The organism is Mycobacterium sp. TH-M116, from assembly GCF_057473685.1.
On record NZ_JBYCLC010000020.1, the window covers coordinates 1 to 12047 of the forward strand.

Here is a 12047-nt window from a genome sequence, read left to right on the forward strand (position 1 = left end):
TTGCAAGCCAATCGTTCATTGATCGTTATCTACCCCGGGTTATCCACCCGGCGTGCGGGGCTGCCCTGGCTCGTCCACTAGCCTGCAGGCTGACGCGTCTGCGACAGCACGACCCACGACCTACGGAAGGGGCCCCACGTGGAGGTCAAGATCGGTATCACGGACAGCCCGCGCGAGTTGGTCTTCTCCAGTGGGCAGACGCCTGAAGAGGTCGAGGAACTTGTCGCCGCCGCGCTACGCGAAGGATCGGGCCTGCTGGCGCTCAGCGACGAGAAGGGCCGCCGTTTTCTGATCCACACCGCCAATATCGCCTACGTCGAGATCGGTGCCGCTGATGCCCGCCGCGTCGGGTTCGGAATCGGCGCCGACGCTACGGCCGCGCGGGCTGCCGGGAAGGCCGCTAAGAACGAGTGAGCGGCACGTGGGACAGGCCGCCCCAAGCGAACTGAACGGTGCCCTCGACGGCGTCCGCCTTGGAGATCGGGCGGTCGGAGTCCAGCCAGTAGCGGGCGCAGTCCACGCTGATGCCGACGAGTCCCACGGCGATCATCCGGGCGCGGTGAGGGTCCAGTCCGGAATCGGCGCTGATCAGCGCGAACACGGCATCGGTGCAGGATTCGGTGGCCACCCGCACCTGCGCGGCGACCTCGGGTTCGGTCACGTAGTCGTTCTCGAAGATCAGTCGGTAGCCCTGGCTGTCGTGCTCGATGAAGTCGAAGAACGCCTGAACCGCCGCGTGCAGCCGCTCGCGGTTGTCGGTGGTGGCCCGCAACGCCTGCTGCACACCGGAGACGAGTTTGTCGACGTGCCGGTTCAATACCGCCAGATACAACTCGAGCTTGCTCGAGAAGTGTTGATAGAGAACCGGTTTGCTCACCCCGGCTCGCTCCGCGATCTCGTCCATGCCAGCCGCGTGGAAACCGCGGTCGACGAAGACGTCGCTGGCGACGATCAGCAGCTGGCTACGGCGCTCGTCGCGCGGCAACCGGTTGCCACGACGGCTCAAGGGCGCCCTCGAGGGTGCCATCGCCTCTCCGGGCCGAGCGCGGTCACCCGTTCTGACGGCGCGCCGCGCCGCCTTGGTGAGATCGCTCATCGAGTCCCCATCTGATCGTGTGCGGCCGGCCCGCACCACCCGTGCCGGCCGCGCCCGGCTGGTGGCAACAGACATTACTCCCGTGGGGCCCCGCGACCGCCGGTGCTGTCGATGCTGATAGGCAGGCGTGTCGCGCGGGGCATTCGGGCGCGCCGGGGACAGCCCCGGTGCCGCCTGTGTCATCCTGGGAAAATGACGTCCCAGCGGCCGGTACGCGACACCGGCCGGATTCCGGTGCTGCTCGACGGGTGGCGCGAGCCGCTGCGGGCGCTGCGTGACCCGATCGACCGGGCGGCCGGCCGTTCCCGGGCCGACCGTGACCGCCCGCGCCGGTGGCGCAAGCAGACCTCGCTGGGAAAGTTCGTGTCGGCTTACGGCTGGCGAGCCTACGCACTGCCGATTCTGGTGGTTCTGACGGCGGTGGTGATCTACCAGACGGTGACCGGTACGGCCGCGTCGAAGCCCGCGGCCGGCCAGCCCGTCCAGGAATCCCCGGACATCGGCGCGGTGGGCACCGCGATCCTGGACGCGCCGCCGCGCGGGCTGGCCGCCTTCGACGCCAACCTTCCGGCCGGCACGCTGCCGGCCGGCGGCCCGTTCACCGAGGCGGGCGACAAGACCTACCGCGTCGTTCCCGGCACGACGCCGCAGTTCGGCCGTGGTACGGCCAAGGTGTTCAGGTACACCGTCGAGGTCGAGAACGGCCTCGACCCGGCGATGTTCGGCGGGGACGACGCGTTCGCCGAGATGGTCGACCAGACGCTGGCCAACCCCAAAGGCTGGACGCACGACCCCAAGTTCGCGTTCGTCCGGGTTGACGCGGCCGGCGGGGGCAACCCCGACTTCCGGATCTCGCTGGTGTCGCCGGTCACGGTGCGTGAGGGCTGCGGATACGAAGTCGAACTGGAGACGTCCTGCTACAACCCGGCGTTCGGGCCGGACCGGCAGGCCAGGGTCTTCATCAACGAGGCGCGCTGGGTGCGTGGAGCAGTACCGTTTCAGGGGGACATCGGTTCCTACCGGCAGTACGTGATCAACCACGAGGTCGGCCACGCCATCGGGTACTCGCGTCACCAGGCGTGTGACCAGCAGGGCGGTCTGGCACCGGTGATGATGCAGCAGACGTTCTCCACCTCGGACGACGATGCCGCCCAGTTCGACCCTGAATTCGTCAAGGCTGACGGCAAGGCCTGCAAGTTCAATCCCTGGCCGTTCCCGATCGCGTAGATCGTCCGCTGAGACGGCGGCCTTGATGCTTGCCGATGCGCTGTGTGGCCGATGCGCTGTGTGGCTGATGCGCTGAGTAGCCTCGGATCATCGGAGCTGTCAGAGGAGATGTTCGGTGTCGACGTCGTTGCCGCCGCTCGTGGAGCCGGCTGGTGAGCTGAGCCGCGACGAGGTGGCCCGCTACAGCCGCCACCTGGTCATTCCCGATCTCGGCGTGGACGGCCAGAAACGGCTCAAGAACGCGCGTGTCCTGGTCGTCGGTGCCGGCGGGCTCGGCTCGCCGACGTTGCTGTACCTGGCCGCGGCAGGTGTAGGCACGCTCGGCGTCGTCGACTTCGACGTTGTCGACGAGTCGAACCTGCAACGTCAGATCATCCACGGGGTGGCCGACGTCGGACGGCCCAAGGCGCAATCGGCGCGCGACTCGATCCTCGCCATCAACCCCCTGGTCGAGGTGCGCCTGCACGAGTTCCGGCTGGAGAACGGCAACGCCGTCGCACTGTTCGGGCAGTACGACCTGATCGTGGACGGCGCCGACAACTTCGCCACCCGGTACCTGGTCAACGACGCCGCGGTGCTGGCGGGCAAGCCGTACGTGTGGGGATCGATCTACCGGTTCCAGGGCCAGGTTGCGGTGTTCTGGGACGACGCCCCGAACGGGCGCGGCCTGAACTACCGCGACCTGTACCCGGAGCCACCACCCGCCGGGACGGTGCCGTCGTGCGCCGAAGGCGGCGTGCTGGGCATCGTCTGCGCCTCCATCGCCTCGGTGATGGGCACCGAGGCGATCAAGCTGATCACCGGGATCGGCGAACCGTTGCTCGGCCGGCTGGTGCTTTACGACGCGCTGGAAATGACCTACCGCACGATCACGGTCCGCAAGGACCCCTCCACGCCCAAGATCACCGAGCTGGTGGACTACCAGCAGTTCTGCGGCGTGGTGCCCGAGGAGGCGGCCCACGCGGCCGGGGACGTCGAGGGTTCCACCGTCACCCCGGCCGAATTGCGCCGGTGGCTGGACTCCGGCGAGAAACTGGTGCTGATCGACGTCCGCGAGCCCGCGGAGTGGGAGATCGTGCACATCGACGGCGCGCGGCTGATCCCGCAGTCGTCGATCGACTCCGGTGAGGGTCTGGCGATGGTGCCGCCGGACCGCCGGCCGGTCCTGTACTGCAAAACGGGGGTGCGCTCGGCGCAGGCGCTGGCCGCGCTGAAGGGGGCAGGATTCGCCGATGCGGTGCATCTGCAGGGCGGGATCGTGGCATGGGCGCGGCAGATGCAACCCGACATGGTGATGTATTGACCCGGCCGCGGCAAACTGCTCCATTAGGCTGGCCCGTGTGAGCGTCGAACCACCGCCGGACCATGTGCTGTCGGCCTTCGGTTTGACCGGTGTCAAGCCCGCGGCCCTCGGGGCCGGCTGGGAAGGCGGCTGGCGGTGCGGCGAGGTTGTGTTGTCGATGGTCGCCGACCATGCCCGTGCCGCGTGGTCGGCACGGGTGCGCGAGACTTTGTTCGTCGACGGCGTGCGCCTGGCCCGGCCGGTCCGCTCGACCGACGGACGGTACGTGGTTTCGGGCTGGCGGGCGGACACGTTCGTCGCGGGTACACCCGAGCCTCGGCACGACGAGGTGGTGTCGACGGCGGTCCGCCTGCACGAGGCCACCAGCAAGTTGGAACGCCCGCGCTTCTTGACGCAGGGTCCCACCACCCCATGGGCGGAGGTCGACGTCTTCATCGCCGCGGACCGCGCGGCGTGGGAGGAGCGTCCGCTGCAATCGGTCCCGCCGGGGGCGAGGACATCTCCGCCCACCGCGGACGGACAGCGGTCTGTCGAACTGGTCAATCAGCTCGCCACCCTGCGTAGGCCGACCAAGAGCCCCAACCAGCTGGTGCACGGTGATCTTTTCGGGACAGTGCTTTTCGTGGGCACGGCGGCGCCGGGGATCACCGACATCACACCCTACTGGCGGCCCGCGTCGTGGGCCGCGGGTGTGGTCGTCGTCGACGCCCTGTCCTGGGGCGACGCCGACGACGGGCTCATCGAACGCTGGAACGCGCTGCCGGAGTGGTCGCAGATGTTGTTGCGCGCGTTGATGTTCCGCCTCGCGGTCCATGCACTTCATCCCCGCTCGACCGCCGAGGCGTTTCCGGGTCTGGCCCGCACCGCGGCGCTGGTCCGGTTAATGCTCTAGACCCCGGGCGGGAATTGGTGGCGCACCTCGCGCAGCGAGACCCTGCCGTCGACCGCGAGCACCCCTTCGGCGCGCAACAGCTCGAGCTGGCGGGTGCTCAGGTGCCGCGCCGGGCGCCCGGTGGCGGTGATGACCCGGTGCCACGGCAGGTCGGAGGAATCGGTCCCCATGATCCAGCCCACGATGCGCGGACTCGACAGGCCCGCGGCGGAGGCGATGTCGCCGTAGGTGACGACCCGGCCGGAGGGGACGTCCGCCACCAGCGACCGCACCCGTTCGACCTGCTCGTCGGTGACCGGTGCCATGCTCAGCGACCGCCCAGCAATTCGCGGGTCAGCGACGCGACCTCGGCGGGCCTGGCGTAGGGCACCATGTGGTTGCAGTCGAAGTCCAGCAGCCGGAAGTCCGCGCCCAGCCGGTTCCGCAGCCCCGCGATGAGCCGCTCGCCGACGTAGGGCGGCGAGGTCTGCTTGGCCCGCACCAGCGTCGTCGCCGTTCCCGGCGGCGGTAGCACGACCTCGCGCGCGAGTTCGCTCCAGTACGACACCATCGCCGGCAGGCTGACCCGCCAGCTGTAGCGCCCGCCCGGCAGCTCGATCAGGTGCTCGTCGATCTCGGCGTCGAGCAGCGCGGGGTCCACGTCCGCCCACGAGCCCGTCGCCTTCTCCCCGCGGGCCTCCGTGGGGTCGGCGTAGTCGGGGGAGGCCAGCATCGCATCGGCGATCTCGGCCATCCAGCCGCCGTCCAGCCCGACCGCCGGATCGAGCAGCAGCAGCGCGGCCACCCGGTCCGGCCGGGCCGCGGCCAGGTGCATCGCCAGCGCGCCGCCGAACGAGTGGCCGACCACCAGCACCGGCGCGTCGGCCCGATCGTCGAGCAGCGCCCCCAACGCGGCGACGTTGGCGTCGATGCTCCACGGCGCCGCCCACGACGAGCGGCCGTGGCCGAGCACGTCGGGCGCGGCCACGGTGATTCCGGGCAAGTAGCCGGCCAGGTGACGCCAGCGCTGCCCGTGGCCGGTCAGCCCGTGGATGGCCAGCACGCGCACCGGACCCGACGGGCCGTAGCGGTGCACGTGCAGGTCTGCGCTCATCCGTCGATCGTGCCAGGTGCGGGCTTACCCGATGTCGTCCCAGTCGTCGTCGGTGGGCACGACGAAAGCCTGGTCGAGCACGTCGGCTTCGTTGGCATCGCGATCCGCGGCGGCGGCACTCAGGTACGTGGTGTCCAGGCCGGACTCGTCGTCGGCATCGACTGGCTGACGCTGTTCCTGTGCGTCGGCTTCCGGAACCTCGTCGTCGGGAACGAGGCCCTCGACGTCATTCACCATCGGATACCTCCTCACCTCTCGTCGAACTGTTCCGGTCGAGTCTATTGATCCGCCCGAGCCGGCGGCATCGGCGCAGGCTCGGGCGGATCATGTCGGACCCCCGTGATTGCATGCAGTCATGTCGCACACCTGGGACGCCGAGGCGCGTGCGGTCATGGCGCCGGGCGTACGCGGCCTGGTCCGGATCGTGGGCGGGCCCGGCACCGGCAAGAGCAGCCTTTTGGCCGACGTGGCGATCGCCCGGATCGGTGCCGGCGCCGATCCCGAATCGGTTCTGCTGCTCACCGGTTCGGGCCGGATCGGGGCGGGCGCCCGCAGCGCGCTGACGACGGCGCTGCTGCGCTCGCGCGGCGTCGGTGCATGCCGGGCCGCGGTTCGCGAACCGTTGGTGCGCACCGTGCACAGCTACGCCTACGCGGTGTTGCGGCGCGCCGCCGAGCGAGCGGGTGACGCGCCGCCGCGGCTGGTCACCAGCGCCGAACAGGACGCCATCATCCGCGAACTGCTGGCCGGGGATGTGGCGGACGGCCCCCGCGCGGCATCCGCGTGGCCGGACCATCTGCGGCCTGCCCTGAGCACCGCCGGCTTCGCGACCGAGCTGCGAAACCTGATGGCGCGCTGCGCTGAGCGCGGGGTCGATCCCCAGCAACTGGAACGGCTGGGCCGACGGTGCCGGCGTCCGGAATGGAGTGCCGCCGGCAGGTTCGCGCACCGGTACGAGCAGGTGATGCTGCTGCGCGCGGCGGTCGGTACGGCAGCGCCGGAGGCGACGACACCGGCCCTGGGCGCGGCTGAACTCGTCGGAGCCGCCCTGGAGGCTTTCGCTGTCGACCCCGAGTTGTTGGCGGCCGAACGCGCCCGCGTTCGCATCCTGTTGGTCGACGACGCCCAGCAACTCGACAGGCAGGCAGTCCAGTTGGTGCGGGTGCTGGCGGCAGGCAGCGAACTGGCGCTCGTCGCCGGTGACCCCAACCAGGCGGTGTTCGGTTTCCGGGGTGGCGAACCCGCCGGGTTGCTCACCGACGATTCGCCGGCGGTGGCGTTGGCGGTCTCGCACCGGTGCGCTCCGGCGGTGGCCCGCGCGATCAGCGGTGTCGCTCGCCGCCTGCCGGGTTGCACCGACGGCCGGCGGATCGAGGGCACCGGTGACGAGGTGTCGGTCGCCGGGTCGGTTGTCGTACGCCTCGCCGCGTCGGCACACGCGGAGGCGGCGATGGTCGCCGACACACTGCGGCGTGCGCACCTCGTGGACGGGATCCCGTGGTCGCAGATGGCGGTCATCGTCCGGTCGGTTCCGCGGCTCGGCCCGCGGTTGCAGGACGCGCTGGCCGCCGCCGGGGTGCCCGTCGCGAGGCCCGCGCTCGGCGGACCGCTCTGTGCCCAGCCCGCGGCGCGGGCGCTGCTCACGGCGCTGCAGGCCACTGCCGAAGGGCTCGACGGTGAGCTGGCGATCGCGTTGCTGACGGGCCCCATCGGCCGAGTCGACCCGGTGTCGCTGCGGCAGCTGCGCCGAGCATTGCAGCGTGCCAGGTCCGGCGAAACAGGCTGTGCACCTGCGACTTTGGGTGATCTGCTGGTCGAGGCCCTCACGGGTGACGCGCCGCCGTCGGGTGGGGGGTTCCGTGCGCTGCGCCGGGTGCGTGCGGTGCTGGAGGCCGCGGCGCGTTGCCACCGGGACGGGCAGGATCCGCGCCACACGCTATGGGCTTCCTGGGACCGCTCGGGGTTGCAGCGGCGCTGGCTGACGGCCGCCGAGCGGGGCGGTACCGCCGGCGCGCAGGCGGGCAGGGACCTCGAGTCGGTGACCGCGCTGTTCGACATCACGGACCACTACGTGGCCCGCACGTCGGGTGCGTCGCTGCGTGGACTCCTCGAGCATGTCGCGGCACTGCAACTGCCGGATGCCGACCCCGGGCCGGTGTCGGGTGCTCAGCAGGTCCGGGTGCTCAGCGCGCACGCCGCACTGGGTCACGAGTGGGACCTGGTCGTCGTCGCCGGTCTGCAGGAAGGGTTGTGGCCCAACACGGTTCCGCGCGGTGGTGTGCTGGGCACCCAGCGGCTGCTCGACGTGCTCGACGACGTCACCGAGGACGCCTCGGTGCGGGCGCCGCTGCTCGCCGAGGAACGGCGCCTGCTGGTGGCGGCGATGGGCCGGACGCGGCGCCGGTTGGTGGTGACGGCCGTCGACAGCGACACGGGCGGGCCGGCCGGCGAGGCGGCACTGCCCTCGGCGTTCTTCTCCGAGATCGCGCAGTTCGCCGATGCCGAAGCGACTACCGCTGCGGTGCTGCCCGGTTCGGCGCAGCCGTTTTCGGCGCCCCGGGTGCTCTCGGCGGTGGCGTTGGTCGGCCGGTTGCGCGGTGTGGTGTGCGCGCCCGAGGGCGTCGTGGACAACGCCGCGCGCCGGTGTGCGGCCGCTCAACTGGCCAGGCTGGCCAAAGCCGGCGTGCCCGGCGCGGATCCCGCCGGTTGGCACGGGCTGAAAGCGATCAGCACCAGTGCGCCGCTGCACGGCGGCGACGAGCTGGTCACCTTGACCCCATCGACGTTGCAGACGCTCAACGACTGCCCGCTGCGCTGGCTGGCCGAACGGCACGGCGGCACCGACGCGCGCGAGCTGCGGTCCACCATCGGCTCGGTGCTGCACGCGCTCGTCGCCGAGCCGGGCAGGACCGAGTCACAACTGCTCGCCGAGCTGGAACGGGCCTGGGAGTACCTGCCCTTCGAGGCCCGGTGGCATGCGGCCAACGAGCTGGCCCGCCACCGCGCCATGATCGAGGCCTTCGCGGCGTGGCGGGCGCGCACCCGTGGCGAGCTGACCGAGGTCGGTGTCGAGGTCGAGGTCCACGGGGTGCTCGACGCCGCCGACCGGGATGGTGGACCCGTCCGGCTGCGCGGTCGCGTCGACCGGCTGGAGCGTGACGCGGCCGGGCGGCTGGTGGTGGTCGACATCAAGACCGGGAAAACCCCGGTCAGCAAGGACGACGCCCAACGACACGCCCAGCTGGCGATGTATCAGCTCGCGGTGGCTGAGGGCATGATCGCCGCGGGTGACGAGCCGGGCGGCGCGCGGCTGGTCTACCTCGGCAAGGTCGGGACCGCGGGTGCCACCGAACGCGAGCAGGACCCGTTGACGCCGGCCGCTCGCGAGGAATGGCGCGCGGTGCTGCGCCGGGCGGCCGCGGCGACAGCCGGGCCGCAGTTCACCGCCCGCCGCAACGACGGTTGCACCCACTGCCCGGTCCGGCCCTGCTGCCCCGCACACCGTGAGGACCCCACCGCGTGACCCCCACCCCGCATCCCGCGCCCCGCTACAGCCCAGCCGAATTATCCAGTGCGCTCGGTCTTTTCCCGCCCACCGACGAACAGGCCGCGGTCATCGCCGCCCCGCCGGGCCCGTTGGTGGTCATCGCCGGGGCCGGTGCGGGCAAAACCGAGACGATGGCCGCTCGGGTGGTGTGGCTCGTCGCCAACGGGTACGCCGATCCCGGGCAGGTGCTGGGGCTGACGTTCACCCGCAAGGCCGCCGGTCAGCTGCTGCGCCGCGTCCGGACCCGGTTGGCCCGGCTGGCCGGTGTCGGTTCGGGCCTGGCCGGCCCCGCCGGCGTCGCGGCCGCGGAACCGGCCGGCACGCCGGTGGTGAGTACCTACCACGCGTTCGCCGGCTCGCTGCTGCGCGACTACGGGTTGTTGTTGCCCGTCGAACCCGACACCCGGCTGCTCGGCGAAACCGAGTTGTGGCAGCTGGCTTTCGACGTGGTCACCGATTACCGCGGGGAGTTGCACACCGACAGGACACCGGCCGCGGTCACCTCGATGGTGCTGCGGCTGCGGGGTCAGCTCGCCGAGCACCTGGTGGACACCGGCCAGCTCCGCGACACCCACGCGGAGCTCGAACGTCTGGTCCATGCGCTGCCCGCAGGCCCCTACCAGCGCGAGCGCGGCCCCAGCCTGTGGCTGCTGCGGCTGCTGGCGACCCAGACGCAGCGCGCCGAGTTGGTGCCGCTGCTGGACGCCCTGAACGAGCGCATGCGTGCGTCCAAGGTGCTGGACTTCGGCGGTCAGATGGCCGCCGCGGCACGGCTGGCGGCGACGTTCCCGCAAGTCGGACAGGAGTTGCGGAGCCGCTACCGGGTGGTGCTGCTCGACGAGTACCAGGACACCGGTCACGCGCAGCGCATCGCCTTGTCGGCTCTGTTCGGCGGCGGGACCGACGACGGTCTGGCGCTGACGGCCGTGGGTGACCCGATCCAGTCGATCTACGGCTGGCGCGGCGCCTCGGCGACCAACCTGCCGCGGTTCTCCACCGACTTCCCCCGGTCCGACGGCAGCCCGGCGCCGGTGCTGGAGTTGCGGACCAGTTGGCGCAACCCGCCCCGCGCGCTGCAGGTGGCCAACGCGATATCGGCCGAGGCGCGACGACGCGCGGTCGCGGTGCACGCGCTGCGACCGCGCCCGGAAGCCCCGCCGGGCACCGTCGCCTGCGCGTTGCTGCCCGACGTGCAGGCCGAACGTGAATGGATCGCCGACCATCTGTCCGGGTACTACCGCCAAGCCTGCGCCGACGGCGTCAGCCCGCCCACGGCCGCGGTCCTGGTGCGCCGCAACGCCGATGCCGCGCCCATCGCCGGCGCCCTGCGGGCGCGCGGGGTCCCGGTCGAGGTGGTGGGGCTGGCCGGCCTGTTGTCCGTCCCGGAGGTCGCCGACGTGGTGGCCATGCTGCGGCTGGTCGCCGACCCGACGGCAGGTGCGGCGGCGATGCGGGTTCTGACCGGTCCGCGGTGGCGCCTGGGCGGCCGCGACATCGCCGCGCTGTGGCAGCGTGCGCTCGCTATCGGTGGCGCAGGTATGCGCCCGGGCGAGGCGTTGTCGCCCGCGTCGATCGCGAGGGCGGCCGATCCCGACGCCGACACCGCGTGTCTGGCCGACGCGATCAGCGACCCCGGCGCGGCCGGCGCTTATTCCACTGCCGGATATGAGCGCATCACCGCGCTGGCCGCCGAGCTCCGCGCGCTGCGTGCCCACCTGGGTCACTCGCTGCCCGAGCTGGTCGCCGAGGTGCGTCGCGTAGTGGGCGTCGACTGTGAGGCCCGAGCCAAGGTGCCGGCGGGCTGGGCCGGTGCCGAACACCTCGATGCGTTCGCCGACGTGGTGGCCGCCTACGCCGAACGCGCACGCGCGACGGACGCGCTGGGGACGGCCTCGCCGGCGGGCCTGCTGGCCTACCTGGACGTGGCCGAGGCGGTGGAGAACGGTTTGGCGCCCGCCGCTCCGGCGGTGGCGCGCGACCGCGTTCAGGTCCTCACGGTGCACGCCGCGAAGGGTTTGGAGTGGCAGGTGGTGGCGGTGGCGCATCTGAGCGGTGGCACGTTCCCGTCGACCGCGTCGAGAAGCACCTGGCTCACCGATGCCGCCGAGCTGCCACCATTGTTGCGCGGCGACCGCGCCGCGGCGGGCGCCCCGGGTATCCCGGTGCTGGACACCTCGGGTATCACGAATCGAAAACAACTGTCCGACAAGATCTCCGATCATCGCGGCCAGCTCGAACAGCGGCGTATCGACGAGGAACGGCGTCTGCTGTACGTGGCCATCACCCGCACCGAGGACGCCCTGCTTGTGTCCGGTCACCACTGGGGGGCCACCGGGGCCAAACCGCGCGGACCCTCGGACTTCTTGTGCGAGCTCAAGGAGATCATCGACCGCTGCGCTGCGGCGGGCGAGCCCTGCGGGGTGGTCGAACAGTGGGCGCCCGCGCCGGCCGCTGGCGAGCTAAACCCGATGCGCAACAACGACATTGAATCGGTATGGCCGGCTGATCCGTTGGCCGGGCGCCGCGGCGACGTCGAACGCGGTGCGTCGCTGGTGATGCGAGCCATGTCCGGTGAGGAGGCCCAGCAGCGGGGGGGGGGGGGGGGGGGGGGGGGGGGGGGGGGGGGGGGGGGGGGGGGGGGGGGGGGGGGAGGGGGGGGGGGGGGGGGGGGGGGGGGGGGGGGTGGGGGGGGGGGGGGGGGGACGATGGGCGAGGTTTCGGCCATCATCTTGGAAATGGAAATATCAGGTTACCTCAAGGCCAGCCCCGGCGGCCGGTTCTGTCGCCTCACTCCTGCACCCTGAAGGCTCTGGCATGGAAGACGTCATAGACATAATTACATACCTCCTGGATCACCTCGACGACGAAGACGACGCGGTCATTGAAGAT

The 12047-nt window shown here is 71.5% G+C and carries 9 protein-coding genes and 1 pseudogene; 6 read left to right on the forward strand and 4 right to left on the reverse strand.

The window, feature by feature from the left end; genetic code table 11:
- The first annotated feature begins 138 nt into the window (after positions 1–138).
- Positions 139–414 (forward strand): DUF3107 domain-containing protein, encoded by a 276-nt coding sequence (locus AC2VOK_RS00640; protein WP_428898750.1) that lies wholly within the window; start codon positions 139–141, stop codon positions 412–414.
- Here the strand turns inward: AC2VOK_RS00640 and fasR are convergent.
- Positions 401–1096 (reverse strand): HTH-type transcriptional activator FasR, encoded by a 696-nt coding sequence (gene fasR, locus AC2VOK_RS00645; protein WP_428898751.1) that lies wholly within the window; start codon positions 1094–1096, stop codon positions 401–403. The two genes, AC2VOK_RS00640 and fasR, sit on opposite strands and share 14 nt — an antisense overlap.
- Before the next feature lie 192 nt (positions 1097–1288).
- Between fasR and AC2VOK_RS00650 the strand changes: the two genes are divergently transcribed.
- From AC2VOK_RS00650 to AC2VOK_RS00660, 3 genes are all read left to right on the forward strand, one after another.
- Positions 1289–2323, forward strand: a complete 1035-nt coding sequence (locus tag AC2VOK_RS00650; RefSeq protein WP_428898752.1) for a DUF3152 domain-containing protein — start codon at positions 1289–1291, stop codon at positions 2321–2323.
- A 115-nt stretch (positions 2324–2438) separates the two neighbouring features.
- Complete coding sequence (moeZ, locus tag AC2VOK_RS00655; protein ID WP_428898753.1) at positions 2439–3626, forward strand: adenylyltransferase/sulfurtransferase MoeZ; 1188 nt, start codon at positions 2439–2441, stop codon at positions 3624–3626.
- Between the two features lie 37 nt (positions 3627–3663).
- Entirely contained in the window at positions 3664–4518 is an 855-nt protein-coding gene (locus tag AC2VOK_RS00660) for a TIGR02569 family protein (RefSeq protein ID WP_428898754.1), read from the forward strand.
- Here AC2VOK_RS00660 and AC2VOK_RS00665 read toward each other — a convergent pair.
- The 3 genes from AC2VOK_RS00665 to AC2VOK_RS00675 are packed head-to-tail and all read right to left on the reverse strand — an operon-like array spanning position 4515 to position 5848.
- Positions 4515–4823: an MGMT family protein gene (locus AC2VOK_RS00665; RefSeq protein WP_428898755.1), complete on the reverse strand. Its 309-nt coding sequence runs from the start codon at positions 4821–4823 to the stop codon at positions 4515–4517. The genes AC2VOK_RS00660 and AC2VOK_RS00665 overlap by 4 nt on opposite strands.
- Positions 4824–4825: 2 nt before the next feature.
- Positions 4826–5611, reverse strand: a complete 786-nt coding sequence (locus tag AC2VOK_RS00670) for an alpha/beta fold hydrolase (RefSeq protein WP_428898756.1) — start codon at positions 5609–5611, stop codon at positions 4826–4828.
- A 24-nt stretch (positions 5612–5635) separates the two neighbouring features.
- Entirely contained in the window at positions 5636–5848 is a 213-nt protein-coding gene (locus AC2VOK_RS00675) for a hypothetical protein (protein ID WP_428898757.1), read from the reverse strand.
- A 118-nt stretch (positions 5849–5966) separates the two neighbouring features.
- Here AC2VOK_RS00675 and AC2VOK_RS00680 point away from each other — a divergent pair, with 118 nt between their 5' ends.
- Positions 5967–9134: an ATP-dependent helicase gene (locus AC2VOK_RS00680; RefSeq protein ID WP_428898758.1), complete on the forward strand. Its 3168-nt coding sequence runs from the start codon at positions 5967–5969 to the stop codon at positions 9132–9134.
- A pseudogene (locus AC2VOK_RS00685) lies at positions 9131–11734 on the forward strand (ATP-dependent helicase); the annotation flags it as partial. The gene AC2VOK_RS00680 and the pseudogene AC2VOK_RS00685, both read left to right, overlap by 4 nt.
- Positions 11735–12047 lie beyond the last annotated feature (313 nt).

Excerpts from the sequence above, each read along its gene's own strand:
- fasR (WP_428898751.1), bottom strand. The coding sequence starts at position 1,096 with ATGAGCGATCTCACCAAGGCGGCGCGGCGCGCCGTCAGAACGGGTGAC.
- AC2VOK_RS00650 (WP_428898752.1), top strand. The coding sequence starts at position 1,289 with ATGACGTCCCAGCGGCCGGTACGCGACACCGGCCGGATTCCGGTGCTG.
- AC2VOK_RS00665 (WP_428898755.1), bottom strand. The coding sequence starts at position 4,823 with ATGGCACCGGTCACCGACGAGCAGGTCGAACGGGTGCGGTCGCTGGTG.
- AC2VOK_RS00670 (WP_428898756.1), bottom strand. The coding sequence starts at position 5,611 with ATGAGCGCAGACCTGCACGTGCACCGCTACGGCCCGTCGGGTCCGGTG.
- AC2VOK_RS00675 (WP_428898757.1), bottom strand. The coding sequence starts at position 5,848 with ATGGTGAATGACGTCGAGGGCCTCGTTCCCGACGACGAGGTTCCGGAA.
- AC2VOK_RS00680 (WP_428898758.1), top strand. The coding sequence starts at position 5,967 with ATGTCGCACACCTGGGACGCCGAGGCGCGTGCGGTCATGGCGCCGGGC.